Annotated in this window: 21 protein-coding genes, 1 tRNA gene and 1 other RNA gene; 17 read left to right on the top strand and 6 right to left on the bottom strand. The window is 68.9% G+C overall.

From position 1 onward, the window contains the following. Positions 1 to 24: 24 nt before the first annotated feature. Positions 25 to 309 (top strand): DUF3039 domain-containing protein, encoded by a 285-nt coding sequence (locus ACYVGI_RS04540; RefSeq protein WP_055892605.1) that lies wholly within the window; start codon positions 25 to 27, stop codon positions 307 to 309. Between the two features lie 15 nt (positions 310 to 324). On the opposite strand, the gene ACYVGI_RS04545 is transcribed toward ACYVGI_RS04540, so the two are convergent. Further along, positions 325 to 1,632 (bottom strand): nicotinate phosphoribosyltransferase, encoded by a 1,308-nt coding sequence (locus tag ACYVGI_RS04545; RefSeq protein ID WP_460632400.1) that lies wholly within the window; start codon positions 1,630 to 1,632, stop codon positions 325 to 327. Positions 1,633 to 1,736: 104 nt separating this feature from the next. On the opposite strand from ACYVGI_RS04545, the gene murI reads away from it, so the two are divergent. From murI to ACYVGI_RS04565, 4 genes are all read left to right on the top strand, one after another. Continuing rightward, complete coding sequence (murI, locus tag ACYVGI_RS04550; protein ID WP_460631489.1) at positions 1,737 to 2,558, top strand: glutamate racemase; 822 nt, start codon at positions 1,737 to 1,739, stop codon at positions 2,556 to 2,558. Between the two features lie 93 nt (positions 2,559 to 2,651). Beyond that, positions 2,652 to 3,407, top strand: coding sequence for a ribonuclease PH (gene rph / locus ACYVGI_RS04555; protein ID WP_460631490.1), 756 nt, complete (start codon positions 2,652 to 2,654; stop codon positions 3,405 to 3,407). After that, positions 3,407 to 4,006, top strand: coding sequence for an RdgB/HAM1 family non-canonical purine NTP pyrophosphatase (gene rdgB / locus ACYVGI_RS04560; RefSeq protein WP_460631491.1), 600 nt, complete (start codon positions 3,407 to 3,409; stop codon positions 4,004 to 4,006). Before rph ends, rdgB begins: the two co-directional genes overlap by 1 nt. 237 nt (positions 4,007 to 4,243) lie before the next feature. After that, the gene (locus ACYVGI_RS04565; protein WP_460631492.1) at positions 4,244 to 5,146 is read left to right on the top strand and encodes a cation diffusion facilitator family transporter; all 903 of its coding nucleotides are present in this window, start codon (positions 4,244 to 4,246) and stop codon (positions 5,144 to 5,146) included. Between the two features lie 56 nt (positions 5,147 to 5,202). On the opposite strand, the gene ACYVGI_RS04570 is transcribed toward ACYVGI_RS04565, so the two are convergent. From ACYVGI_RS04570 to ACYVGI_RS04585, 4 genes are all read right to left on the bottom strand, one after another. Beyond that, on the bottom strand, positions 5,203 to 5,925 hold the full coding sequence (locus ACYVGI_RS04570; RefSeq protein WP_460631493.1) for a DedA family protein: 723 nt from the start codon (positions 5,923 to 5,925) through the stop codon (positions 5,203 to 5,205). A gap of 125 nt (positions 5,926 to 6,050) precedes the next feature. Beyond that, positions 6,051 to 6,132, bottom strand: a tRNA-Leu gene (locus tag ACYVGI_RS04575). Between the two features lie 17 nt (positions 6,133 to 6,149). Next, entirely contained in the window at positions 6,150 to 7,187 is a 1,038-nt protein-coding gene (locus ACYVGI_RS04580) for an LLM class flavin-dependent oxidoreductase (protein WP_460631494.1), read from the bottom strand. A gap of 174 nt (positions 7,188 to 7,361) precedes the next feature. Further along, positions 7,362 to 8,618 carry an MFS transporter gene (locus ACYVGI_RS04585; protein WP_460631495.1) on the bottom strand — a complete coding sequence of 419 codons (1,257 nt, stop codon included), beginning with the start codon at positions 8,616 to 8,618 and terminating at the stop codon, positions 7,362 to 7,364. A gap of 71 nt (positions 8,619 to 8,689) precedes the next feature. Here ACYVGI_RS04585 and prfB point away from each other — a divergent pair, with 71 nt between their 5' ends. From prfB to ACYVGI_RS04615, 6 genes are all read left to right on the top strand, one after another. Next, positions 8,690 to 9,805, top strand: a complete 1,116-nt coding sequence (gene prfB, locus ACYVGI_RS04590; RefSeq protein WP_055892633.1) for a peptide chain release factor 2 — start codon at positions 8,690 to 8,692, stop codon at positions 9,803 to 9,805. Next, positions 9,802 to 10,242 carry a GNAT family N-acetyltransferase gene (locus tag ACYVGI_RS04595; RefSeq protein WP_460631496.1) on the top strand — a complete coding sequence of 147 codons (441 nt, stop codon included), beginning with the start codon at positions 9,802 to 9,804 and terminating at the stop codon, positions 10,240 to 10,242. Before prfB ends, ACYVGI_RS04595 begins: the two co-directional genes overlap by 4 nt. A 97-nt stretch (positions 10,243 to 10,339) precedes the next feature. Further along, positions 10,340 to 11,545, top strand: a complete 1,206-nt coding sequence (gene ftsE / locus ACYVGI_RS04600; protein ID WP_460631497.1) for a cell division ATP-binding protein FtsE — start codon at positions 10,340 to 10,342, stop codon at positions 11,543 to 11,545. Continuing rightward, positions 11,542 to 12,447: a permease-like cell division protein FtsX gene (ftsX, locus tag ACYVGI_RS04605; RefSeq protein WP_055892641.1), complete on the top strand. Its 906-nt coding sequence runs from the start codon at positions 11,542 to 11,544 to the stop codon at positions 12,445 to 12,447. The genes ftsE and ftsX overlap by 4 nt, the downstream gene beginning before the upstream one ends. 70 nt (positions 12,448 to 12,517) lie before the next feature. Next, positions 12,518 to 12,994, top strand: a complete 477-nt coding sequence (gene smpB / locus ACYVGI_RS04610; protein ID WP_055892644.1) for an SsrA-binding protein SmpB — start codon at positions 12,518 to 12,520, stop codon at positions 12,992 to 12,994. Positions 12,995 to 13,028: 34 nt separating this feature from the next. Continuing rightward, on the top strand, positions 13,029 to 13,769 hold the full coding sequence (locus ACYVGI_RS04615; protein ID WP_460631498.1) for a tyrosine-protein phosphatase: 741 nt from the start codon (positions 13,029 to 13,031) through the stop codon (positions 13,767 to 13,769). Between the two features lie 18 nt (positions 13,770 to 13,787). Here ACYVGI_RS04615 and ACYVGI_RS04620 read toward each other — a convergent pair whose 3' ends face one another. Beyond that, positions 13,788 to 14,456: an SIMPL domain-containing protein gene (locus tag ACYVGI_RS04620; RefSeq protein WP_460631499.1), complete on the bottom strand. Its 669-nt coding sequence runs from the start codon at positions 14,454 to 14,456 to the stop codon at positions 13,788 to 13,790. Positions 14,457 to 14,583: 127 nt separating this feature from the next. Here ACYVGI_RS04620 and ssrA point away from each other — a divergent pair. The 6 genes from ssrA to ACYVGI_RS04650 all read left to right on the top strand — a co-directional run bounded on the left by ssrA (position 14,584) and on the right by ACYVGI_RS04650 (position 26,213). Then, positions 14,584 to 14,979, top strand: a transfer-messenger RNA (tmRNA) gene (gene ssrA / locus ACYVGI_RS04625). Positions 14,980 to 15,111: 132 nt separating this feature from the next. After that, entirely contained in the window at positions 15,112 to 18,702 is a 3,591-nt protein-coding gene (locus tag ACYVGI_RS04630; RefSeq protein WP_460631500.1) for a DUF7507 domain-containing protein, read from the top strand. 55 nt (positions 18,703 to 18,757) lie between these two features. Continuing rightward, on the top strand, positions 18,758 to 19,540 hold the full coding sequence (locus ACYVGI_RS04635; protein ID WP_460631501.1) for a thioesterase family protein: 783 nt from the start codon (positions 18,758 to 18,760) through the stop codon (positions 19,538 to 19,540). A gap of 176 nt (positions 19,541 to 19,716) precedes the next feature. After that, positions 19,717 to 20,475, top strand: coding sequence for a GntR family transcriptional regulator (locus tag ACYVGI_RS04640; protein ID WP_460631502.1), 759 nt, complete (start codon positions 19,717 to 19,719; stop codon positions 20,473 to 20,475). A 127-nt stretch (positions 20,476 to 20,602) separates the two neighbouring features. Next, on the top strand, positions 20,603 to 22,771 hold the full coding sequence (locus ACYVGI_RS04645) for an alkaline phosphatase family protein (RefSeq protein WP_460631503.1): 2,169 nt from the start codon (positions 20,603 to 20,605) through the stop codon (positions 22,769 to 22,771). A gap of 115 nt (positions 22,772 to 22,886) precedes the next feature. Continuing rightward, on the top strand, positions 22,887 to 26,213 hold the full coding sequence (locus tag ACYVGI_RS04650) for a LamG-like jellyroll fold domain-containing protein (RefSeq protein WP_460631504.1): 3,327 nt from the start codon (positions 22,887 to 22,889) through the stop codon (positions 26,211 to 26,213). The last annotated feature ends 93 nt before the right edge of the window (positions 26,214 to 26,306 follow it).

A 26,306-nucleotide genomic window follows, 5' to 3' on the forward strand; every position in this document is an offset into this window, starting at 1 on the left:
GGGGACGTACGTAGAATGGTGGGCATGTACGAGGACAGCATTTCGGAACCTGGTGGCCTGCCGGACGGCGGAGGAACGGCGACGCTCGACCGCGAGCTCGAAGAGCTTCTGCAGAACGAGGCCATCGAGCCGGGCGACCACGAGCGCTTCTCGCACTACGTGAAGAAGGAGCAGATCCTCGAATCGGCCATGACGGGCAAGCCGGTCAAGGCGCTGTGCGGCAAGATGTGGACGCCGGGCCGTGACCCGCAGAAGTTCCCTGTCTGCCCGAGCTGCAAAGAGATCTACGAGAAGCTGCGCGACGAGTAGCCGCGGGAAACCCGCTCAGACGTAGAGCGTCGGAAGCACAGGGTCGCCCCTGCTCACTCGGAGCGCCTGGTCGGGCAGCTCCGCCATCGCCATGGCGCGGTGTTCGCGCGCCGCGGCGGTTCCCGCCTGTCCAAGGTGCTCGCGGTGCACGACCCCGTCCGTGATGAGCGGCACGAGCAGGTCGCGTCCGCGGTCCTCCACGGATGCGCCGCGCTCGATCACATGGATGGCCTCCGCAACAGCAGTGCCGTTCTCGTCCAGCCGACGCACGGGATGCTTGCGGCCACCGACGGTCGCCTTGCCGTCCGACTTCTTGGCCACAGGGATCCACTCTCCGGTGCCGTCCACGCTGCGGTGCGCGACCAGCTTGTAGACCATCCCGGACGCCGGATGGCCGGAGCCGGTGACCACGGAAGTGCCGACGCCGTAGGAGTCGACGGGGGAGGCGGCGAGTCCGGCGATGGTGAACTCGTCGAGGTCGTTGGTGACGGTGATCTTGGTGTTCACGGCGCCGAGGGCGTCGAGCTGAGCGCGTACGCGGCGCACCAGGTTCGGCAGGTCGCCGGAGTCGAGCCTGACCGCGCCGAGTTCTGGGCCGGCGACCCGCACGGCCGTGTCGATCGCCGTCTCGACGTCGAAGGTGTCGACCAGCAGCGTGGTGCCGGGGCCGAGCGCATCCACCTGGGCGCGGAAGGCGTCCTCCTCGCTGTCGTGCAGGAGGGTGAAGGCGTGCGCAGCGGTCCCCATCGTCGGGACGCCCCAGTGCCGCCCGGCCTCCAGGTTGGAGGTGGCGCTGAACCCGGCGATGAACGCCGCGCGCGCTGCGGCGACGGCCGCCCGCTCGTTGGCGCGGCGCGATCCCATTTCGGCGACGGGCCGGCCACCGGCGGCCGTGACCATCCTGGCGGCGGCGCTCGCGACGGCGGAGTCGTAGTTGAACACGCTGAGGATGAGAGTTTCGAGGATGACTCCTTCGGCGAAGGGGGCGTCGACCACGAGGAACGGCGAACCGGGGAAGAACACCTCGCCCTCGCGGTATCCGGCGATGGTGCCGCTGAACCGGTAGTTCGCCAGCCAATCCACGGTCGCATCCCTGACCACGCGGTTGTCGCGCAGATATTCGAGTTCCGCGTCGCCGAAGCGGAACTGCTCGATGAGCTCGAGCAGGCGACCCGTCCCCGCCAGGATGCCGTAGCGGCGACCGGCAGGCAGCCGGCGGGTGAACGCCTCGAAGACGCACTCTCTGTCGTGCGTGCCCTTGAGCAGCGCAGCATCGAGCATCGTGAGTTCGTAGCGGTCGGTCAGCAACGCGGAGGAGGCCATCACCCGCTCAGCCTAGCGAAGGCGGCGCTGTGCCCGTCGGCCGACCCCGCCGCGAGCCGGTCGACGGCGGTCATCGCCAGCCCATCGTTGTATGGTGGCTTCTTGTGACCGATGCACCGATTGGGATTTTCGACTCGGGTGTCGGCGGGCTCACCGTCGCACGCGCGGTCCGCGATCAGCTCCCGAACGAGTCCATCCTCTACGTGGGCGACACCCTGCACTCGCCGTACGGCCCGAAGCCGATCGCCGAGGTGCGCCGGTACTCGCTCGACGTGCTGGACTTCCTGGTGGACCAGGGTGTGAAGATGCTCGTGATCGCCTGCAACACCGCTTCGTCCGCCATGCTGCGGGATGCGCGTGAGCGCTACTCCGTGCCGGTCATCGAGGTCATCCAGCCCGCCGTGCGCCGCGCGGTCGCCGCCACCCGCAGCAACAGGGTCGGCGTGATCGGAACGGTCGGCACCATCAACTCGCGCGCGTACGAGGACGCCTTCGCCGCCGCACCCGCCCTCGAACTGTTCACCCGGGCCTGTCCGCGCTTCGTGGAGTTCGTGGAGGCCGGGGTCACCAGCGGAGACGAGGTGCTGCAGGTGACGGCCGAATATCTGCAGCCGCTGCGCGACGCCGACGTGGACACCCTGGTGCTCGGCTGCACCCACTACCCGTTCCTGAAGGGCGCGATCTCGTACGTGATGGGGGAGGGCGTCTCACTCGTCTCCAGTGACACCGAGACGGCCAAGGACGTCTACCGCACCATCGTCGGCGGAGGGCTGGAGCGCACCTCTCCGCTTCCCCCGACCATCCACTACGAGGCGACGGGGGCGGACACCGAGACGTTCCTGCGGCTCGCCCACCGCTTCATCGGCCCCCAGGTGGCGTCCGTCGACCTCGTGCAGACGGGCACGATCGACCTGCCTCGCCCGTAACCGCCGACCGAACTCAGCAGCACCGCCGAACTCCGCACCACCGCCGACCGCATCCAGCACCACCAAGACCATCCCCACCATCGAGGAGACACCGTGACCGACACCATCCGCGCCGACGGGCGCACCGCCGACCAGCTCAGGCCGGTCACGATCGAGCGTGGCTGGAGCAAGCAGGCGGAGGGCTCCGCGCTCATCTCGTTCGGCAACACCCGCGTGCTCTGCACTGCCTCGTTCACCAACGGCGTTCCTCGCTGGATGGCAGGCAAGGGCAAAGGGTGGGTGACGGCGGAGTACTCGATGCTGCCGCGCTCGACCAACAGCCGCATGGACCGCGAGTCCGTCAAGGGAAAGATCGGCGGACGCACGCACGAGATCAGCCGGCTGATCGGACGCAGCCTGCGCGCCGTCGTCGACATGAAGGCGCTCGGCGAGAACACGATCGTGCTCGACTGCGACGTGCTCCAGGCGGACGGCGGAACGCGCACCGCGGCCATCACCGGAGCGTACGTGGCGCTGGCGGACGCTCTCGAGTGGGGGCGCGAGCACCGCTTCATTGGCCAGAAGGCGACGCCGCTGATCGACTCCGTCTCCGCGGTCTCGGTCGGCATCATCGACGGAGAGCCGATGCTCGACCTCGCCTACGTCGAGGACGTGCGCGCGGAGACCGACATGAACGTCGTGGTCACGGGTCGCGGCCTGTTCGTCGAGGTGCAGGGCACGGCGGAGGGCGCGCCGTTCGACCGCAGAGAGCTGGATGCGCTGCTCGACCTCGCGGTCGGAGGCGCAGCGACGCTGTCCGGCGTCCAGGCAACGGCTCTCGCTGCGGCGCTCGGCGGAGCGGAGGGCTGATGGTCCGCGTCGTCCTCGCCACCCACAACCAGCACAAGGCGGCCGAGTTCCAGCAGATCCTCGGGGATGCGGTCCCCGGCCTCGAGATCGTGGCGTACGACGGCCCGGAGCCGGTCGAGGACGGCGTCACCTTCGAGCAGAACGCGCTGATCAAGGCGCGGGTCGCGACGCAGCACACCGGTCTTCCGGCGCTGGCGGACGACTCCGGCATCTGCGTGGACGCGATGGGCGGCGCCCCCGGCATCTTCTCGGCGCGCTGGGCCGGCTCGCACGGCGACGCAGAGGCGAACCTCCGCCTGCTGCTCGACCAGCTCTCCGATCTGCCGATCGGCACGCGCGGCGCGCACTTCACGGCGACGCTCGCCCTGGTCACCCCGGAGGGGGAGGAGACCGTCGTGCGTGGCGAGTGGCCCGGCCGCATCGCGCGGACGGCGCGCGGGACGAACGGTCACGGTTACGACCCGATCTTCGTCCCAGCAGGGCACGAGAGCACGGCGGCCGAGCTCGGGCCCGCCGTGAAGAACGCGGAGAGCCACCGGGCACGTGCGTTCGCGGCGATCGTCCCAGCGCTCAACGCGCTGGTCGCGCGCTCCCGCTGACGCCGCCCCCCCGCCCCGCCGTCGTAGCCCCGTCGTCGCCCCGCCGCCCCATCGAGTGGTCCCGAATTGCCGCGAGCACACGCGTCCTCGCGGCAATTCGGGACCACTCGGTAGGCGAGGGCGGGGTGGGCGCGGGGTCGGCGGGGGCGGAGCGGCGGTGAGAATGAGAACGGCACTCATTCCTATCTAGGGCGCGGACCTGGCGGGTCGCGCATCCACTGCATACCGTTGGTGGTGATGAGTCACAATCACGGGCATTCCGCCAACCGCAACCGACTGCTGATCGCGATCGGGATCGTCGCGACCGTGCTGGTCGTCGAGGCGGTCGGCGCGTGGCTGAGCGGCTCCCTCTCGCTGCTGGCGGACGCCGGGCACATGCTCAGCGACCTGACCGGGCTGATCGTGGCACTGCTGGCGACCATTGTCGCCGCGCGTCCGGCGAGCGACAGGCAGACCTTCGGCTATCGCAGGGCCGAGGTGTTCGGGGCGCTCATCAACGGGGTGATCCTGCTGGTCGTGGCGGTGGGCGTGACCATCGGCGCCATCGGGCGGCTCGTCTCCGGAGAGTCCGAGGTGCAGAGCGTCCCGATGCTGATCGTCGCGGCGATCGGCCTCGTCGCCAACCTCGGCGCGCTGCTGCTCCTGCGGCCGGCAGCCGGGCACTCGATCAACATGCGCGGCGCGTACCTGGAGGTGTTCGGCGACCTGGTGGGGTCGGTGACCGTGATCGTCGCGGCCGTGGTGATCCTCACGACGGGCTTCGTCCCTGCCGACGCGATCGCGTCGCTGCTGATCGCGGCGTTCATCGTGCCGCGTGCCTACCTGCTGCTGCGGGATGTGATGCGGGTGCTCAGCGAGGCGGCGCCCGCCGACACGGACGTGGCGGAGATCAGGGACCACATCCGGAAAACGGCGGGCGTCGTCGCTGTCCACGACGTGCACGTGTGGGCGATCACCTCAGGGGCACCGGTGTTCACCGCGCACGTGGTGGTGGAGCCGTCCGTGTTCCGGTCGGGAAAGACCGGGGAACTGCTCGACGAGCTGTCCGGATGCCTGGCGAAGCACTTCGACGTGGAGCACTCGACGTTCCAGCTCGAACCGGCCGAGCACGCCGCCCACGAGGACGAGTTCCACGCCTGACCGCTCTGCCGCCGCGGGATGCAGACGTGGCGCGCCCGTGGGGCGCCCCCGCGTGCCTATCCCTCCGGGGTGGGGCGTGGTTCCTGCGCCGGCGTCGCTGCCGGCTCTTGCGCGGCTGCCGCTGCCGCCTTCTTCTTCGCCTTGTGCAGCGACTGGAAGTAGTGGATGAGGGTGGGCACCAGGGTGATCAGGACGGCGCCGATCAGGATGATGTCGATGTAGCTGGAGACGAAGTTGGCGACCGGCGGGATGTAGCCGATGAGGAAGCCGAAGTAGGTGAGTCCCGCACCCCAGATGAGCGCGCCGATGGCGTTGTAGAGCGAGTACTTCTTGTAGTTCATGTGGCCGACGCCCGCGGCGACGGGGGCGAAGGTGCGCACGATCGGCACGAAACGGGCGACGATGACGGCGAGCGCGCCGAAACGGTCGAAGAAGGAGTTCGTGCGACGCACGTTCTCCATGCTGAACAGACCGCTCTCCTTGCGCTCGAACACTTTCGGGCCGAGTTTGTGCCCGATGAGGTAGCCGACTTCACCGCCGAGGAACGCGGCGAACGCGATCACCAGACAGACCCACCAGATGTCGATGCCGAAGACCAGAGCGGTGTGCGTGAGGAGCCCAGAGATCACCAGGAGGGTGTCGCCGGGGAGCAGGAACCCGACGAGCAGGCCGGTCTCCGCGAACACGATCGCGCCGACGACGACGAGCGCCCACGGACCGGCGGCGTCGATGATGGTGTGCGGGTCGAGCCACGGAATGAGTCCAGCGTGATGGATCAAAGTTCTCCCAGGAGAGGAAACGGCGGGTGTTGCCGAGTTTACTGGCCTGTTGCTGCAGAGAACATGCGAATGTGCACGCGCTGAGCAAAGATCATCCTATGGTCTGACTCTGCGCCTGCTGTGAGTGCGGGAGAAGGGACTTGAACCCTCACGCTCGAAAGCACAGGAACCTAAATCCTGCGTGTCTGCCAATTTCACCACTCCCGCGGTCGCGCTATGCGCGGCTACGACAATAGCTCATGTACGCGCGGCGCGACCTCGGTTCCATACAGCTCGATGGCCTTCATCAGGTGGTCGTGGCCGAGCGTCCCGTTGCTGATCTTGAGGTCGAAGCGCTCGATGCCGAGACCGTTCGCGGTGTACGCGATCTTCTTCGCGACCGTCTCCGGGGAGCCGACGAACAGCGCGCCGTCCTCGCCGGCCTCGTGCTCGAAGCGCGCGCGGGTCGCCGGCGGCCAGCCGCGCTCACGGCCGATCCTGTTGGTCATCGCCTCGTAGTGCGGCCACAGCGTCTCCTTCGCCTCCTCGTCGGTGGCGGCGATGAAGCCGGGGGAGTGCACGCCGATCGGAAGGGACGCATCCTGGCCGAACTGCTCGAGCGCGTTGCGGTAGAGCTCGGCGAGAGGTTTGAAGCGCATCGGTCCTCCTCCGATGATCGCGAGCATGAGCGGCAGGCCGTAGTGGGCGGCGCGCACGACGGACTCCGGGCTGCCGCCGACGCCGATCCAGGTCTTCAGCAGGCCGCTCTCCAGGTGCGGGTACACCGACTGGCCGTCGAGGGATGCGCGCAGCGCGCCCGTCCACGACACCGGCTCCTGCTTGCGCACCTCGGTGAAGAGGTTGAGCTTCTCTTCGAACAGCTCCTCGTACTGGGCGAGGTCGTAGCCGAACAGGGGGAAGGACTCGGTGAACGAGCCGCGGCCGAGGATGACCTCTGCGCGCCCGCCGGAGACCCCGTCGAGCGTCGCGAACCGCTGGAACACGCGCACAGGGTCGTCCGAGCTGAGCACGGTGACGGCGGAGCCCAGGTGGATGCGCTCGGTCTGGCCGGCGATCGCGGCCAGCACGACCTCGGGGGCCGAGACGGCGAAGTCTTTGCGGTGGTGCTCTCCGACACCGATGAAGTCGAGGCCGACCTGGTCGGCGAGCACGCCTTGCGCGACGACGTTGCGCAGCACCTGCGCCTGGGGGAGCGGCTGTCCGTCCGCGTCGTTGGTGACGTCGCCGAACGTGTCGATTCCGAGTTCGAGCTTCGTGCTCATCGTGTCCTCATCCCGTGCTGTGTTTATATGCGTTTGCATACACATCCAACGCCGCTGGACAGAGACTATTCCTCGGCTCGTGCGAAACGGGCGGTCAGCGTTGGCGCGGCTCGTGCGAAAGGTGCGGTGCGGGACGCGCGCACCGCACCTTTTGCACGAGTCGTGCCCGCGCGATCAGCGGCGACGGGGGACGTAGCGCGGGATGTAGCGGGCGAGCATCCCGGCTCCGACGACGCCGAGCACGCCGATGGCACCCGCCGCGAACGCGAGGGAGGCGACCGCGGTGAGCAGCGACACCAGCAGCGGAGCGGCCGCCTGGCCGGCGTCGCCCGCGAAACGCCACGCGCCGAGAAACGGCGCAGGCTGATCCTTCGGCGCGAGATCGGCGCCCAGCGTCATGATGATGCCAGAGCCGATGCCGTTGGCGACCGACAGGAAGAGCGAGACGCCGATGTACCAGGCGACGCGCGCATCCAGCTCGTGGGTGAAGGCGAGGGTGAGGAAGCCGATCGAGAGCCCGAGCATCGACGGCAGGGCGCTCCACATCCGGCCGAAGCGGTCCATGATCTGGCCGCTCGCGTAGAACAGTGCGAAGTCGACCGCGCCCGCGATGCCGATGATGAGCGCCGTGTTGGCCTCGCTCAGGCCGATGCTGATCGCCCAGAGCGGCATCAGCACCGTGCGCGCGGAGCGGATCGCGCCGATGAGCGCGACGCCCGTCCCCATCCTGGCGAGAACGGCGCGGAACGACCAGATGGTGCGGAACAGTCCGCGCGTGCGCTCCTCCGCCTCTTCCTCTCCCGCGGTGAGGAGTTCGCCGCCCTCGACGGCGGCTGTCGCGCTCTGGCCGAACATCTTCTCCGGGTCGGGGAGCACGATCAGCACGATCACCGAGCCGAGGCAGCTCACGATGAAGATCCAGAACACCGACTGCGTCGACCCGGTGACACTGATGACCAGCGACGCGATCAGCGGTCCGATGAACCAGCCGCCGCGGAAGATCCCGCCCAGCGTCGACAGCGCCCTCGCGCGGTACTTCTGCGGAACGTACGAGGTCATGAACGCGTGCCTGGCGAGCGCGAACACCGCCGTCGCGAGGCCGACCACGAAGATCCCGACCATGAGCACCCAGTAGTTCGGTGCGATCAGGCACACGCCGACGCCGAGGATCGCGACGACGGCCGCGTAGATCATCGACGCGCGCTCACCGATGCGCGACACCACCCATCCGCTCGGGATGTCGCCGGCCAGCTCGCCGAGCATCACCATCGAGGAGATGAATCCGGCGATCGCCAGGCTCGCACCGAGGTTGCCGGCTGCGATCGGGATGATCGGGATGATCGCGCCCTCCCCGATGGAGAAGAGCAGCGTGGGGAGGAACGCGGCGAGAGCCACCGACTTGAAAGTGAATGGTCGCTCGTCGATAGTCATTTCGTTAACACAGTACAACTGGATGCGCGGGGCTCCGGCCGGCGGACCTCCCCGGTAGTCTGGAAGGCGACATGATTGAAATCGATCTTTCCCAGCAGATCGCCGAACTGCGCTCGACGTTCGCCGACATCCGCTCCGTGGTCAACGTGGACGCTCTCACCGCGGAGATCGCCGCCCTCAGCGAGCAGGCGGGTGCTCCCGACCTCTGGGACGACACCGAGAACGCCCAGAAGGTCACCAGCGCGCTCAGCCACCGGCAGTCGGAGCTCGCCCGCATCACCACGATCGAGCGTCGCCTCGACGACCTCGAAGTGCTCGTGGAGATGGCCAACGACGGCGAGGGCGACGAAGCCACAGCGGCGGAGGCGAAGGCCGAGCTGGAGTCTCTGCAGAAGAGCCTCGGCGAACTCGAGGTGCAGACGCTGCTGAACGGCGAGTACGACCCGCGCCCGGCTGTCGTGACGATCCGCGCGGGGGCGGGCGGCGTCGACGCCGCCGACTTCGCCGAGATGCTGTTGCGCATGTACCTCCGCTGGGCGGAGCAGCACAAATACCCGGTCAAGGTCATGGACACGAGCTACGCAGAAGAGGCCGGCATCAAGTCGGCGACCATCGAGGTCGACGCTCCGTATGCGTTCGGAACGCTCTCCGTCGAGGCCGGCACCCACCGTCTGGTGCGGATGAGCCCGTTCAACTCCGCAGGCAAGCGCCAGACATCGTTCGCCGCCGTCGAGGTCATCCCGCTCATCGAGGAGACGGAGTCCATCGACATCCCGGACAACGACATCCGCGTCGACGTCTTCCGGTCCTCCGGCCCCGGCGGCCAGTCCGTCAACACCACGGACTCCGCCGTGCGCATCACCCACCTCCCCACGGGAACGGTGGTGTCGATGCAGAACGAGAAGAGCCAGATCCAGAACCGCGCTGCCGCCATGCGCGTGCTGCAGAGCCGCCTGCTGCTCCTGCAGCGCGAGGCGGAGGCCGCGGCGAAGAAAGAACTCGCCGGAAACATCACGGCGAGCTGGGGCGACCAGATGCGCAGCTACGTGCTCGCGCCGTACCAGATGGTCAAAGACCTGAGGACGGACTACGAGGTCAACAACCCCACGAATGTGTTCGACGGCGACCTCGACGGCTTCATCGCCGCTGGCATCCGCTGGCGGGCCGGCGCCAAGGCGGACGCGTGACCGGCCAGCCGTCCGCTGTCGTCGAGGTCGCGGCCACGGTCGACGACGAGCTGGTGGGTGCGGTCGCCGCTCTGCTCCCGCAGCTCTCCTCCAGCGCCGCCTTCGACAGGCCGCTGCTGGAACGGGTCGTCGCGAGCGAGGCGGCGACGCTGTTCGTCGCGAGGCTCGACGGCGCGATCGTCGGCATGGCCACCCTGGTCACATACGCGATCCCGACCGGTGTGCGTGGACACATCGACGACGTGGTGGTCGACGAGAGCACCCGCGGCCGCGGCGTGGCCCGCAGCCTGCTCGAAGCGATGATCGCGCGCTCGGCCGAGCTCGGCATCCGGACTCTCGACCTCACCTCGCGTCCGTCGCGGGTGGCGGCCATCCGGCTGTACGAGTCCGTCGGCTTCGTGCGCCGCGACACCAACACGTTCCGATTCGCCGGATAGCGCGCTGACGGCTGGCGTTCGGGCCGCATCCAGGCTTGGCGGGTATTGGTATGTCGCTACTGCGGATCGGCTTCCGGTTGCTTAGTCTCTAGAAGTCATGATCCGGTTCGAACACGTCTCCAAGCAGTACTCGGGCACCTCGCGCCCGGCACTCAACGCCATCAACCTCGAAGTGCTGCGTGGGGAGTTCGTCTTCCTCGTCGGTGCGTCCGGCTCGGGCAAGTCGAGCTGCCTGCGGCTCATCCTCAAAGAGGAGAAGCCCACGACGGGGAAGATCCATGTGCTCGGGCAGGACCTGGGCACCATTTCGTCGCGCAAGGTCCCGTACTTCCGTCGCAACATCGGCGTGGTGTTCCAGGACTTCCGGCTCCTCCCCAACAAGACCGTCTTCGAGAACGTGGCCTTCACGCTGCAGGTGATCGGAAAGTCGCGCGGCTTCATCCAGGAGGCCGTCCCCGACGTGCTGAAGATGGTCGGCCTCGACGGCAAGGCGCAGCGCCTCCCGCACGAGCTCTCCGGTGGTGAGCAGCAGCGCGTCGCCATCGCCCGCGCCGTGGTGAACAAGCCGCAGGTGCTGCTGGCGGACGAGCCGACGGGAAACCTCGACCCTGCGACGAGCGCAGGAATCATGGCGGTGCTCGACCGCATCAACGCCGGAGGCACGACGGTGCTCATGGCCACGCACGAAGCGGCGATCGTCGACCAGATGAAGCGCCGCGTGATCGAGCTCGTCAACGGGCAGATCATCCGCGACGAGCGCCACGGAGGCTACGGCGTCACCGCCGCCGTCCCGACTCTCCAGGCCGCCCCGGTGGATGCGCAGCAGGCTCCCGTCCCCGTGCAGCAGCCGGTCTACGCGCAGCAGGCCGCGGCTCTCGCCCAGCCCGCATACGCGCCGCAGCAGGCGGCGTACGAGCAGCAGCAGCCGATGACCAGGCCGCAGGTTCCCACCTCCGATCCGGCGGGACCGGTGAGTGTGCCCGTACCCGTCCAGGCCGCGCCGCCGCAGACGTCACCCGCCCCTGCCGCGCCGCAGCAGCCGGTGGCCGCCCAGCCGGCCGGCCCCGCGCATCCGGAGCCTGTGCAGCAGCAGCAGCCGCAGCAGCCGCCGTCATCCGGTTATCCCGCGCCCGTGCAGTTCGCGACAGCGTCGCAACCGGTGACGCAGGCGCCCCCGCCTCCTCCTCCTCCAGCGGGCGAGGATCTGCCCGACCACCTCAACTTCACCGCGAACCTCGACCTCCGGGGTCTGCGAGACGACAGCGACCGCGACGGAGAGCAGAACGTGGGGCCGACCAAATGAGATTCGGCCTGATCTGGTCAGAGGCAGCAAACGGGCTGCGCCGCAACGTGTCGATGGTCGTCTCGGTCATCCTCGTCACCTTCATCTCGCTGACGTTCGTCGGCACCGCCGTGCTGCTGCAGATGCAGATCAACCAGATGAAGACGTACTGGTACGACCGCGCGCAGGTCGCCGTATACATGTGCACGGAGACGGACAACTGCGTCGGCGGCGCGGCGAACGACCAGACCATCGCCGCTGTCAAGAAGCAGTTGGAGTCGCCGGAGCTCTCCCCGTACATCCAGAAGTTCTACTTCCAGGATCAGAAGCAGGGCTACGAGCAGTTCAAGCAGCAGTTCAAGGGCAACTCGATCGCCGACTTCGTCACGCCGGAGATGATCCCGCAGACGTTCTGGGTCAACCTCAAAGACCCGAGCAACTCCGCGGTGCTGACCGAGACGCTGTCCGGCGCGGCCGGCGTGCAGAGCGTCGTCGACCAGCGCAGCTACCTCGACCAGATCTTCTCGATCCTCCGCGCGGCCAGTTTCACCGCCATCGGGATCGCGGCCCTGATGCTCGTCGCGGCGGCGCTGCTGATCGCGACGACCATCCGATTGTCGGCGTTCTCGCGAAGACGGGAACTCGGCATCATGCGGCTGGTCGGCGCGTCCAACCGGTTCATCCAGACCCCGTTCATCCTGGAGGGCGTGTTCGCGGCACTGATCGGATCGATCATGGCGGCGGGGGCGGTGTATGCGATCGTGCACTTCTTCGTGCGCGGCTATCTGTCTGACCGCATCCAATCGATCAACTTCGTGGGGGATACGGATGCGCTCGTCGTCGCACCGCTGCTGCTGCTGATCGGCGTCGTCCTGGCGGCGGCATCGGCGAACTTCGCGATCAGTCGCTATCTGAAGGTCTAGTTCGCTATACACTGGATGGCTGCCCTGCGTTCGTGGGGCGGCATCCGATCGAACGCGTCAGGAGTGAGCTGTGCCCAGGGAACGTGGCCAGAAGGTGGTGGCCACCAATCGCAAAGCCCGCCACGACTACACCATCGAAGACACCTACGAGGCCGGACTGGTCTTGACGGGAACCGAGGTGAAGTCGTTGAGGGCCGGTCGCGCGTCCCTCGTCGACGGGTATGCGTTCGTCGACGGCGGCGAGGCATGGCTCGACGCCGTGCACATCCCGGAGTACGCGGACGGCACCTGGAACAACCACGCCCCGCGGCGCAAGCGCAAGCTGCTCCTGCACAAGGCGCAGATCCTCAAGATCCACAACAAGGTCAAAGAGGGCGGATACACGATCGTCCCGCTGCAGATCTACTTCAGCGACGGGCGCGCGAAGGTCGAGATCGCGGTCGCGAAGGGCAAGCGCGAGTACGACAAGCGCCAGGCGCTGCGCGAGCGGCAGGACAAGCGCGAGGCGGACAGGGCGATGTCGAGCAGGAAGCACCTGGGGGAGTAGCGGACGCGTCGGGGGCGCATGGCAGGATGAACGCATGAGTTCGACCGCACCGCGCATCCCGATCAACGGCACGTACAACTTCCGCGACATCGGCGGCTACCGGGCCGACGGCGGCGTGACGCGTTCCGGAAAGCTCTTCCGGTCGGACGGGCTGCACTCGCTGGGCGACACCGGCAAGGATGCGCTGCGCGAGCTGGGCGTGAAGGTCATCATCGACCTGCGCGACGACTTCGAGAAGCGCGCGCTGCCGGACGACCTCGACGGGCTGGACGTGGAGGTGCTGCACCTTCCGGTGTTCGAGGGCTCCGGCGCATCCCAGGCCACCATCGGCGCGACCCTGGCCGACCTGTACGCCAAGATCGTGCTGCAGCACACGGATGTGGTGATCACCGCCCTGCGCGAGATCGCCGACACGGGCGAAGAGGGCGTAGTCGTGCACTGCACGGCGGGCAAGGACCGCACCGGCATCGTGATCGCCCTCGCGCTGCTCGCTGTCGGCGTCGACCGGCAGACCGTGGTCGCCGACTACGCGCGCACGCAGGCGAACCTCGCAGGGCCGTGGCTCGAGGGGATGCTGAAGCTGGTGCAGAGCCATGGCGTCGAGGTGACGCCCGATCTGCGCGTGATCATGGGCGGCAGCCCGCCCGAGGCGCTGGAATCCGCCCTCGACCTGATCGATCGCGAGCGCGGCGGTGTGCACGCGTACCTGCGGGACGGCGGCCTCGACGACCTGGAGCTCGCCAAACTGCGGTCGGTGCTGGTCGACGCGGGCTGAGGCCGGGGCGCGCTGGGCTCAGGAAGCTGCGAACCGCGCGTGCACCTGCACAGCGATGGTGATGTCCTCCGGCTTCAACGCCAGCGTTCCCCCGGCGAGGTCGTTCGACGCCGCGCGGGCGAACATCGGTTGCTGCGTCTGCGGCGAGGAGGTGTGGTCTCCGAGCATCCCAGGGTCACTCAGCGCGAGCGGTTTGACGGAGCCGAGCCCGAGGCTGGTGGCGTAGACGGTCGCCTTGGCGACGGCGTTCTCCACCGCCCTGCGCCGAGCCTCCTGCACCAGCGTCTGCTTGCGGGCCTCGGTCAGCGCCCAGGTCACGCCGGACACGGTGACGCCGTCGAGCAGCGAGACGACCCCGACCCAGTCCGACAGGGCGCCGAGATCGCTGAACTTCGCCTCGATGCCCACCTGCGCGTGATAGACGATCGGCAACTGCTTGCCGTCCTGGTTCCACGGCCGTTCGCCCCACACGCGAAGCTGGTCGGACGCCCACCAGGTGACCGGTCCGGACTGCGGATTGTGGATGTCGCGCAGCTCGCTGGTGAGGGAGACGTGACGCTGCGTGGTGCGGGCGAGGACCTCATCCCTGCTCTTGCCGTCATATGCCACGGCGAGGCGGACGGTGCCGCGCTCCGCCGGCTGGTGCAGTTCGTATTCGCCCTGGACGGTGATGATCGTATCGGCCATCCTCCGATCGTGGCATAGAACGAGGGCTTCGGATGTTGTAGGATAAGAAGCTCGCCCTAAGCGGTGAGAACAGTATCTGGACAACTCAACAGCGCGTGACAGCGACCCAGCCTCACCGGCTGCGCACGGGGATGATCGGTTTCGACATTGTCTGCGAGAGTGTGAGAAGCGGGTCGAGGATGCATGCTTATCTCGTAAACGATGCATGCAAAAAACAAGTGCCAATTCAAAGAGCACTGTCTCTGCCAAGGCAGACTTCGCCCTCGCGGCGTAAGTTCTTCCAAAGCAACTTATGAGACCGTCAAGCCGGGAATAGCTCTCTACCCGGATTCTGGCGTCATCTAGAGAGCTTGCTTCCACGTTGAGTATCAGGGCGCGGAGGGACTCACACTGATGCTGGGCTCGTCGGTTTAGGTGCCAGTGGCGAATTCCGGAGCCGAGTAGAACGACATCACTGGCTACACCCGTAGAAGGCATATGACCACAGCAGTGGACGGGGGTTCAATTCCCCCCATCTCCACCATCGGTCGCTGTCACGCGTTGTTCGAGTCGGATACATCGCGCTGTCTCTGATGCTTGCGCACCGTGGAACGCCGGGTCTATTGTCGGGCCTGACGGGGGTACATCATGAGGAACGTTCGAAGCTGAGAACGTCGTGGGTCGAGGCAGGCACGATCTCGACACGACGCGTCGCACCGGCGGCACGCCACGTTCGGCGCGCGCGATCGCCGCGTGGTCGACGGCGGTCATTCTCATCGTCACGGCGGGGATAGCCGGAGCGGGAGCGGCGGAAGCGGCGCCGGGCAGTCCCGGCAGCCCTCAAGCCCCCGCGACCGGCGTGTACCTGGAGGACTTCCAGAACCAGACGGCCACCAACGGCATCCGCATCGGCCAGTACACCGGAGGTCCTGCCGCCAACACGTCGACGTACCTGACCAGCCCGAACTGGGCGCCGGCGGCCGACCAGTGCAACGGCTGGGTCCTGCGTTCGAGCACGCCGAGGAATACCGCCGTGACCAGCATCGACTCCGGCTGCGATGCGACGGCCTGGTCGTTCCTGCAGGGCATGGCGACAGCGATCGGGCTCTACCGCGGCGAACCGCTCGCGACGGCCCAGCAGAACCAGATCCTCTCCGAATACACCAACGGCGGGTCGAACCCGGGACCGGGCGTCGAATTCCAGACGGCGAAACCGATCACCGGCACCATCGTGCCCGGCCACTTCTACCAGATCTCGGCGATCTACGGTGCGGCGAACTGCGTCTCTGAGGGTCCAGGCCTGAACCGGCAAGACCCGTCGCTGTCGTTCAACCTCATCCAGAACCAGACGGGCACCGGCCCGGCGCCCGGCACAGGGGGCGGCACCGTTAGCACCCTGGCCAGCGGTCTCAACCCGTGCACGAACGCGGCCGCGCAGGTCATCACCACTGCGGGTCACACCTACCACGTGGCGAAACTCAACTCCGCAGGATTCCGGATGCCGCCCGGGGTGAGCACGCTCGGCATCCAGCTCTTCAACGCGTCCGGGTCGTTCCGTGGGAACGACTCGGGATTCGACGACCCGCAGATCGTGGATGCGACGCCTCAGCTCGACAAGGTGTTCTCGCCGACGACGCTCCCGGCAGGGCAGAGCTCGACGCTCACCTTCACCATCACGAACACCGATGAGCTCGCGGCGAAGAACGGCTGGTCGTTCACCGACACCCTTCCCGCCGGACTCGTCTTCGCCGGAGCGGCGGTCACCGACTGCCCGGCCGGAGCGACGACGATCACCGGCACGAGCATCCGGGGCAGCGGCAACATCGACGAGGGCATGGCCTCGTGCACCTTCACCGTCCCTGTGACGTCCGCGGTGGCGGGCAGCTTCACCAACGGCCCGTCGAACATCGGACCGATCGACGGCCTGCTGATCCCCGGGACGAGCACCGTCGTGTTCACCGATCCTGCTGCGCCGGCGATCAGGCTGGTCAAATCGGCCAGCCTGAGCGACCCGTCCCAGTACGTGCTCGGCGCACCTGTCACGTACTCGTTCCTCGTCACGAACACCGGGAACGTGCCGCTCACTGCGGTCACGGTCGAGGACACGGCGTTCAGCGGGAGCGGGGCGCCCCCGGTCGTGAACTGTCCAGCCGCGACGCTCGCAGTGGCCGAGGTGATGACATGCACGGCCGCGTACACGGTCACGCAACCGGACGTGGATGCTGGCTCTGTCACCAACACGGCGACAGCGACGGGGACGCCGCCGACCGGACCGCCGGTGACGGACACCTCGTCCGCGACGATCTCCGGCACGGCCACGCCATCGCTCGATTTGGTGAAGACGGCGGGAGCATCCGGCGTGCACTCTCCGGCACAGGTCGGCGATCCGATCGTGTACACGTTCGTGATGACCAACTCCGGCAACGTGACCCTGCAGAACGCCGCCGTGACCGACTCGCTGTCCGGGGTCGGTGCGATCACGTACACCTGGCCGGGCGCCGTCGGCGTGTTGAACCCGCAGCAGTCAGCGACGGGAACGGCCACGTACACCGTGACGCAGGCGGACATCGACGCCGGGCTGGTGACGAACACCGCAACGGCGAACGGCACGACGACCGGGGGCACCCCTGTGCCGTCCGGTCCCGCGTCCACGCAGACCCCGCTCGCGCCCGCCCCGGCGCTCGCGCTGACGAAGACGGCGACGCCCGCCTTCGGCTCGCCGCCAGCGCCCGGCGATCTGATCGGCTACCAGTTCACCATCACGAACACCGGCAACATCACTCTCAGCGATGACGCCATCACCGATCTTCTGCCCGGTCTGTCCGCCATCGCATACGTGTGGCCGGGAGCGACGGGCGTTCTGGCTCCGACCCAGCAGGCGACGGCCACGGCGACCTATCCGATCACGCAGGACGACATCGACGCCGGACACGTCGCCAACCTGGCCGTGGCCCACGGTACGACGCCGGACGGGGCCGACACGCCGTCCAACGAGGCAGACACCGACACACCCATCCCGCAGGCGCCTGCGATCACCCTGGCGAAGTCGGCCGACGCATCCGGGGTCCAGAACCCGACGGCCGTCGGCAACCCGATCCGGTACACGTTCACCGTGACGAACGCCGGCAACACCGTGCTCACCGGCGTGAGCATCACGGATCAGCTCGCTGGGCTGTCGGCCATCACGTACACCTGGCCGGGCCAGGACGGGGTCCTCGATCCGGGACAGGCTGCGTCCGCGACGGCCACCTACCTCGTGACAGCGGCGGACATCGCGGCGGGCCGCGTGCTGAACTCCGCCACGGCGACCGGGACACCGCCGGTCGGGCCGCCGGTCGACACGCCCCCCGTCGGCACCGACACGCCGCTCGGCGCCGTCGCTGCGCTGTCGCTCGTCAAGTCGGCCGCGCCGAGCGATGCCGCGAGCTTCACGGTCGGGCGCGTCATCGCATACTCGTTCGTCGTGACGAACACGGGCAACGTACCCGTCTCCGCGCTGGCGATCTCCGACACGGCGTTCTCCGGGTCCGGGGCGCTGGCTGCGGCCACGTGCCCGCCGGGGATTCTGCAGCCGGGTGATCAGGCCACGTGCAGCAGCGCGTACTCGATCACCCAGACGGACGTGAACGCCGGTCAGCTCACGAACACCGCGGTCGCCACCGGGACAGACCCCCAGAACGCTCCCGTGACCTCCAACGACTCGTCCACCCTCATCCCGGCGACACCGGCCCCGGCGCTGGCTCTGGTCAAGGCGGCCGATGTGACCGAGGTCTCCACGGTCGGCCAGGTGGTCACGTACACGTTCAGCCTCACGAATATCGGCAACGTCACCCTCAGCGCTGTTTCCGTGGCGGAGATCGAGTTCAGCGGCGTGGGAGCGGCGCCGCAGCCGGCGTGCCCGCCCGCCGCGGCGACGCTGCTGCCGGGTGCGAGCGTCGACTGCACCGCCGAGTACACGGTCGTCGCGGGCGATCTCACCGGCCGGCCCATCGTCAACACGGCCGTCGGAACGGGCACGGGGCCGGGCGGAGGGACGGTCGACACCCCGCCGTCGTCGGCCTCGGTGAACACGGTCACGCCGACGCCGACACCGACGCCCACGCCGACTCCTCCGCCTCCGCCCGTCCCGAGCGGCGACACGGGCTCCCCGCTCGCCGGAACGGGCTCCAGCGTCGCGACGGGAGCGATCCTCCTCGGCATCGTCCTGGTCGGAGCGGGGATAGCTATCACGGTGGTCCGGCTTCGTCGACCGAAGCGCAACACCTGATCCGGTCGCGCCGAGCGCATCCACTGCTGCACGAGGGCGGCACAATGGTGGAACGATGAGCTCATACTTCGAACGCCTCGACGCCCGCCGTTTCCGCCCGCTGCATGACGCAGGGGGCGCGTGGAACGATGCGGAGATCCACTTCAGTCCGCTCGGCGGTCTCGTCGCCCACGCGATGGACCTGCATCGCGCTGAAAGGGGTGACAACCCGTCGATGTCGCTCGCGCGGCTCAGCTTCGACATTCTCGGGTTCCTCGCCGCCGAGGTGTGCACGGTCGAGGTGGAGACCGTGCGTCCCGGCCGCACGATCGAACTGGTGCAGGCGACCGTCGTCATCGCCGGCAGGCCGGTCGTGCTCGCCCGCGGCTGGTACACGATCGACAGCGACACCAGGGCGGTCGCCGGAGGAGAGACGGCGACGCTCACCGTCCCGGACGGACGGCACCGGTTCTCGATCGCCGACACCTGGCCGGGCGGGTATGTTGCGTCGCTCGAGATGCGGGCGCTCGAAGCGCCCCGGCCTGGCCGTGCCACGGCGTGGCTGCGCACGGAGCTCGACATCGTCGGAGGAGAGCAGGCGAGCGCGCACGCCGCGTTCATCGCCCTGGTCGACACGGCCAACGGGGTAGCCGTGCGGCAGTCGCCCGACGAGTGGATGTTCCCCAACCTCGACCTCACGATCCACCTGCACACGCAACCCACCGGCCGCTGGGTCGGGCTCGACACCACAGTGACGTTCGGGCCGACCGGGCAGGGCCTGACCAGCACAGAGCTGCACGACGAACGCGGGCCGGTGGGGAGGGCGGAGCAGACCCTGACGGTGCGTCCGCTGCGCTGACACGGACGGGCTGACGCCGACGGACTGAAGCCGTCGGGATGAAGCCGGCGGGCTGAAGCCGCCGGGATGAAGCCGCCGGGATGAAGCCGGCACGCTCACACCGACGCGCCCCTGGCGCGCCCTCCCGTTAAGCACCACGCCACCTCCCGGCCAGCCGCCCGCCATATCCTCCTCGGGTGGCGCAGCAGACGCAGATCCAGGGTTCCGTGGCCGGTTCGCACGGCCTCGCCGTCGACCTGCGGCGGCGCATCCACTCGGGCGAGTTCGTGGCGGGGATGCGGTTGCCGAGCGAAGCGGCGCTCGCCGACGAATACCGGGTGACCCGCAGCCTCGTGCGCGGGGCGATGGCGAAGCTGGCCAGGCTGTCGCTCGTGCACTCACGGCCGAGGGACGGGTGGGTGGTGCAGGCGCGGCACCACACGCAGGAGTTCGACCGGATGCTGTCGTTCGCGCAGTGGGCGGAGGCGGGTGGACGCATCGCGGGCGGACTGATCTCCTCCAGGGAGCGGCGGGAGGCCGACGTGCACGAGGCGCAGGGGCTCGGGGTGCGGCCGGGGGAGCGCATCCTGTGCTTCACGCGCGTGCGAACGCTGGACGGGCTCGTGGTGATGATCGAGCGGTCGGCGTGGGCGCCGTGGGTCGCGGACGTCGTCGACGAGATGCCGGACGACGTGGTGTCCACGACGGCGGCGCTCGCCGCGGAGGGGATCAGGGTGACCTCTGGCCGGCACCGGATCGAAGCGGTCGCAGCGTCGACGCAGGATGCGGGCCTCCTCGGGGTGCGCAGGTCCAGTCCGCTGCTGCAGGTCACCAGGACGACGGCGACGCGGGACGGCCGCGTGGTCGAGCTCGGGGTCGACCGCTACCGGGCAGGGACGATCGCCTTCGACGTGAACGCGGGGGAGAGCACGCGCGCCCTCACGCGCCCAGTGTGAACACTCGGCGCGCGAATTCCGCTGGAGAACCGCATCCCGCGTGATTGGTCGCCCTGCGTTCACCGCCGGTTTCCCTCGGTTTGGTCGGCTGTCCGCGGCTGTGAACGAACCAGACACGAGGAGACCAATGTCCAGCGAGCCGGAAGACTTCATCCCGGACCCCTACCAGCGGGCGGAGACCGTGCCGCCGGAGATCCTGCGCTCCGGGCTGTCCAGGCGCGGAATGCTCAAAGCGCTCGGCCTGCTCGGAGGGGCAGCGGTGCTCGGCGGCACGACGGGAGCGGCCTTCGCCGGTCAGGCCGCGTCGGGAAGCCAGCGCGAGACCGCGGCACGGTACGTGCTCCCCGAGGGGTTCGCCGGCGACATCAGCGACCTGAAGCACGTCGTCGTGCTCATCCAGGAGAACCGGGCGTTCGACCACTACTACGGGGCGCTCCCCGGCGTGCGCGGCTTCAGCGACAAGCAGGCGCTGCGGTTCCAGAACGGCACAGACGTGTTCTCCCAGCCGAACGGCTCGTCGTTCGTCACGCCGAGCAGGGTGACCACCGTCGCCGGCACCACGACGGGACTCGACCACTCGTACTCCGGGGGACTCGGCGCCTGGTCGAACGGACGGTACAACAACTGGATCGGGGCGAAGGGACCGGCGACGATGCAGTACGTCACCGGCGAGGAGATCCCGTGGCAGTGGTCGCTCGCCAGCGCGTACACGATCTGCGACGCCTGGCACTGCTCCGTCATGGGCCCGACCACGCCCAACCGGCTCTACCACTGGACAGGCACCTCCAACGGCGTCACGGACAACGGCGCGGAGTCGAACGGCACGCGCGCCTGGCAGACATACCCGGAGGCGCTGCAGAAGGCGGGCGTCTCCTGGCGCATCTACGTCGACAACAGCAACAACGGCAGTAGCTGGGTGGGTGACTACACCGACAACCCCATCCGGGGCTTCGCGACGTTCACCACCTCAGGCTCGACCGCCACCGACGCCGCCAACCGGGTGGATGCGGTCAAGAACGCCCCGGGGACCGGCCTGGTCTGGCGGGCCGGCTCCGCCCCGTACGCGCCGACCGGCGCCCCGAACAACGACAGCGACGCGAACCTCAACGCGGTGCTCGGCGACTTCATCGCCGCGTGCCAGCCGGGGGCGGCGCATCCACTGCCCCAGGTGTCGTGGATCGTCGCGCCATACGGCTGGACAGAGCACCCGTCTGCCAACCCGGAGCACGGCGCCCACTTCAGCAACCGCGTGCTGCAGACGCTGCAGAGCAACCCGGAGCTGTGGAAGAGCACCCTGCTGATCATGACGTTCGACGAGAACGACGGGTACTACGACCACGTCCTCCCTCCGTACGCCGAACCGGGCACGCCCGGCGAATACTCGGGCAGCACGCCCATCGGCTACGGCGCGCGCGTGCCGGCCATCCTGGTGTCGCCGTGGACCCGCGGGGGCTGGGTGAACAGCGAGACCTTCGACCACACCTCGATCCTGCAGTTCCTCGAGACCTGGACGACCGCGCTCGGCACCCCGGCGCTCAGCACGACCATCACGGACTGGCGGCGCGGGATCAGCGGCGACCTGACGAGCGCGCTGGACTTCGCGCATCCGGTGGTGGACATCCCGTCGCTGCCCGACACCGAGGCGCTGGTGCAGATCGCGCGCGCCGGCGGCACCATCAGCACGCAGGTTCCTCCCGCCGACAAGTGGGAGGGCGGGACGCTGCGCCCTCGCCCGCTCTCGTTCCACCCGCACGGCACGTTCGAGGAGGACAGGGAGACCGGCACGGTGACCGCGCGGCTCAGCCTCGTCGGAGGGCCGTCGGGCAAGACGGTGAGCCTGCAGGCGTTCCCCGACAAGTACCTGCCGTTCACCAACACGCCGCACACCGTGTCGGTCGCGGCACCGGCGGCGTACACCTGGGATGCGGCGGCGCACGACGGCCGGTACGCCTTCACGGTCTACGGTCCAGACGGCTTCGTGCGCTCGCACGCCGGCACCGTGCTGCCCGCCGGACAGGACAACTCCGGCGTGCCGCGCGTGGACGTCGACCTGGTCGCAGGCGGCGACCCGGTGGTCGGCATCGCGCTGCACAACGACGGTCTTGAGCCGGTGCACTACGGCCTCGCCGCCAACGACTTCGCCGGAGGGACGCGCAGCGTGTGGGTGCACCCGGGGAAGACCGAGAAGGTGACCTGGCCGACGACGGACGGCTACTACGACGTGATCATCACGGCAGCCACCGGCACCGGCTGGCAGCACCGCTACTCGGGGCGGGTCGCCCAGCTCAGCGCATAAGCGGCGCCGGACCCCGTCAGCGCCCGAATCCGTCAGCTTCGACCCCGTCAGCCACGACCCCGTCGGCCCGACCCCGTCAGCCCTGACCCCGTCAGTACAGACCCGAAAGACACCCATGACTGTGCAGCGTCTCCTCAGCCGTCTCTCCCCGCGCAGGCGAGCGCATCGCATCATCGCCGTCGCGGCCGCGCTCGCCGTGGCCGGCGCCGGTGCCGTCGCGGTGGTCGGCGCGTCGTACGCAGCGGGCGCGAGCCCGGCGTTCGATCCGAACGACGCCATCACCCCTGTCGCGTCGTACACCTTCGACGGCGATACGGGATCGGTGGTCGCCGACTCGTCTGGCAACGGGAACGACGCGGCGTGGAGGGGGACTCCGGCGTACGTCGGCGGCGTCTCCGGCAGGGCGGCGGTCGTCAGCGGCGGCGTCAACTACGTGAAGCTGCCGCTCGTCTCCGGCAAGACGGACGCGTCGTCCAGCTTCTCCTACGAGTTCTGGGTCTCCGAGCAGTCACGGACCAGCTACGGCCCGATCGTCAGCAACCAGGACTTCGCGACCTGCAACAACGCCGGACTGACCCTGTACAACCAGTCGACGGCCGGCGTGCTCGAGGCGTGCTGGGGCAAGACCGCCGGCGGCACCAAGGAGTACGTGCACGGGATCTCCGGGAACATCCTCAACGCCTGGCACCACGTGGCCGTCGTGATCGACCGCGCCGCGAACACCGGGACGTTCTATGTCGACGGCGTGCAGAAGGCGTCAGCGCCAGCCGGGTCGATCACGGCGTCGACGGCGTTCGCCAGCGGTCTCGCGTTCAACATCGGCGGCCTCAGCGGCAGCGAAGACGACACAGGAGACGGCTACGTGAACGCCTCGGTCGACGACGTCAACTTCTTCGACGCGGCGATCCCCGCCGGCCAGGTGGCGGCCGACTACGCGGCCAGCAAGCCGACCACCGTGGCATACACGGTGGCCTTCGACGGCAATGGCGCAGGCGGAGGGTCGACGGCGTCGCAGACGCTCACGTCGGGACAGGCGGCGGCGCTGACCGCGAACGGCTTCAGCAGACCCGGCTACCAGTTCCGCGGGTGGGCGACCAGCGCATCCGGAGCCGTCGTGTACGCCGATAAGCAGACGGTGAGCGATCTCGCGACGCAGGCAGGAGCGACCGTGACGCTGTACGCGGTCTGGAACCGCTACCGGGCGCCGGGGGACACGCTCGCCCCGATCGTCTCGTACGACTTCGACGCTGACACGGGGACGGCGGTGACGGACAGCTCCGGAAGCGGCAACGCCGGTGCGTGGTCCGGCACGCCGTCGTACGCGGCCGGGATCGCGGGCAAGGCCGCGTACGTCAACTCGCCGGCGGGGAGCCTGCAGGGCGTCAACTTCTTCTCCCTGCCGCTGATCGCAGGCAGGACGGACGCGTCGTCCAGCTTCTCCTACGTGTTCTGGATGAACGAGTCGGCGACCAGCTCCGACTCGCCCATCGTCTCCAACCAGGACTTCACGCACTGCTACAACAAGGGCACGACCCTCTACAACACGGCGGGCCAGCCGGGCATCCTGCGGGCCTGCTTCGGCAGGAACGGCACGTCGACCACGCAGAACTATCTCGCGAACGTCAGCAGCAGCCCGGTGATCGGCACCTGGCACCAGGTGGCCGTGGTGGCCGACAGGACCGCCGGCACCATGACCACCTACCTCGACGGCCAGCAGACGGCCCAGAGCACGGGGCTGACCAGCGCGTACTCGCTGATCAGCGGCAACCCGTTCCGCGTCGGCGCCGAGGGCTCAGGCGCTGACACCGGCGACGGGTTCGTGAACGCCGCCATCGACGACTTCGACTTCTACGACGCGCCGATCAGTGCCGCCCAGGTGCTGAACGAGTACACCGCGACGCAGCCGAGCACCGAGCCGTCCGACACCGGCGCGACCATCGCCCGCGGGTTCGTGAGCGACACCTTCCGTGCCCCGCAGGTGCGCGTGGCCGGCACGGTCTCCCAGCCGGTCGGCGGCCTCTGGAACGGCGACGCCGTCACGGCGTACAGCAAGGTCGCCGGCGACGACTGGCTGAGCGTCGGAGCAGACGGAACGGTCACGGGAACGGCCCCGGCGACAGCGCAGGCGGACCCCGCGACCATCACCGTGCAGGCGACGGACGGCAGCACGACCTCGCGGATCGAGGTCGAGATCCCCGTCCTCGCATCCGATGCAGCACCCCAGCTCGCCGCAGCCACCTGGAACCTGTGGGATGCAGGCAGCCACGTGAACGACGCGACGTTCAAGGAGCTGGCGGTGATCGCATCCAACGGGCTGGCTGTGATCGGCGTGCAGCAGGACGACGGGACCGCAGCGGCCAAGCTCGCCACGGCACTCGGCTGGCACTCCGTCGAAGGGGACGGAGGGGTGGGCATCGTCTCCGCATACCCGGTGGATGCGGACGCCGGGCTGCGAGCGACAGCCGCCGCCGCTCTTCCCGCGGTCGGGGCGACGGCGCACGTGCTCGGGCGGGACGTCCGTCTGTGGAGCGCTGGACTCGACAAGGACGGCTACGGTCCGCACGCCGCCTGTCAGGGCGGAGTGACCGACCCTGCCGCACTGGTCGACGCGGAGAAGGCGACCGCGAGGTACGACCAGTCCGGCGCTCTCGCCACAGCGGTGGGGGCTGACGCGAAGCGCGCGGACGCGACCCCGGTGATCCTCCTCGCCGACCTGGAGTCGCCGTCGGGAGCGGATTGGACCACAGCGACCGCGGCGGCGCACTGCGGTGTCGGCCCCGTGACCTGGCCGGTGCCCGCCGCGCTGACGAAGGCCGGACTGACGGACAGCTACCGTGCCGCCCACCCGGACCCGGCGACGGCGGCGGGAAACTCCTGGTCTCCACTCGTGGCGACGGACCCCGCGACGGGCACGGCGGAGCCGCAGGACCGCATCGACTACGTCTACTCCGCAGGCTCCGACCTGACGGTGCTCGGCTCCAGCACGCTCGTCGCCGGCTGGCCGTCGGCGAGGAACGTCGCAGGAAACGCCTGGACGAGCAACCACCGGGCGGTGGTGACGACGTTCGGGCTCGCCCCGGCCGCGGCGACGACGCCCACGCCGACCCCGACGCCGACGCCAACGCAGACGCCGACCCCGACGCAGACGCCGAATCCGACGCAGACGCCGAATCCGACCCAGACACCGAATCCGACCCAGACGCCCACGCCGACGGGCACGGCCACGCCGTCTCCGACGGACCCGGCGGTCCCGTCACCGACGGGCTCTGCCGACCCGGGCGCCGCCCCCGCGGGGACGAGACCGCACGGCCCAGGCGGCGGCGGTCTGGCATGGACAGGCTCGACCGTGCCCATCGCGCTCGTCATCGCGGCGGTCGCGGCGATCCTGGTCGGTCTCTTCGTTCGCCGCTCGCGCTACCGCGCGGACTCCGACCGGCGCTAGCCGCTCGCGGCTCGTGCGAGAGGTGCGGTCCAGCGCGCGCTGACCGCACCTTTCGCACGAGCCGCGCGGGGTCGTGTCCCGCGGGCGAGGTCG

The organism is Leifsonia lichenia, from assembly GCF_054780215.1.

Bases quoted from the DNA above. Each gene is read 5' to 3' on its own strand.
- ACYVGI_RS04540 (WP_055892605.1), top strand. From the start codon at position 25: ATGTACGAGGACAGCATTTCGGAACCTGGTGGCCTGCCGGACGGCGGA.
- ACYVGI_RS04545 (WP_460632400.1), bottom strand. From the start codon at position 1,632: ATGGCCTCCTCCGCGTTGCTGACCGACCGCTACGAACTCACGATGCTC.
- rdgB (WP_460631491.1), top strand. From the start codon at position 3,407: ATGGTCCGCGTCGTCCTCGCCACCCACAACCAGCACAAGGCGGCCGAG.
- ACYVGI_RS04565 (WP_460631492.1), top strand. From the start codon at position 4,244: ATGAGTCACAATCACGGGCATTCCGCCAACCGCAACCGACTGCTGATC.
- ACYVGI_RS04580 (WP_460631494.1), bottom strand. From the start codon at position 7,187: ATGAGCACGAAGCTCGAACTCGGAATCGACACGTTCGGCGACGTCACC.
- ACYVGI_RS04585 (WP_460631495.1), bottom strand. From the start codon at position 8,618: ATGACTATCGACGAGCGACCATTCACTTTCAAGTCGGTGGCTCTCGCC.
- prfB (WP_055892633.1), top strand. From the start codon at position 8,690: ATGATTGAAATCGATCTTTCCCAGCAGATCGCCGAACTGCGCTCGACG.
- ftsE (WP_460631497.1), top strand. From the start codon at position 10,340: ATGATCCGGTTCGAACACGTCTCCAAGCAGTACTCGGGCACCTCGCGC.
- ftsX (WP_055892641.1), top strand. From the start codon at position 11,542: ATGAGATTCGGCCTGATCTGGTCAGAGGCAGCAAACGGGCTGCGCCGC.
- ACYVGI_RS04615 (WP_460631498.1), top strand. From the start codon at position 13,029: ATGAGTTCGACCGCACCGCGCATCCCGATCAACGGCACGTACAACTTC.
- ACYVGI_RS04620 (WP_460631499.1), bottom strand. From the start codon at position 14,456: ATGGCCGATACGATCATCACCGTCCAGGGCGAATACGAACTGCACCAG.
- ACYVGI_RS04635 (WP_460631501.1), top strand. From the start codon at position 18,758: ATGAGCTCATACTTCGAACGCCTCGACGCCCGCCGTTTCCGCCCGCTG.
- ACYVGI_RS04645 (WP_460631503.1), top strand. From the start codon at position 20,603: ATGTCCAGCGAGCCGGAAGACTTCATCCCGGACCCCTACCAGCGGGCG.
- ACYVGI_RS04650 (WP_460631504.1), top strand. From the start codon at position 22,887: ATGACTGTGCAGCGTCTCCTCAGCCGTCTCTCCCCGCGCAGGCGAGCG.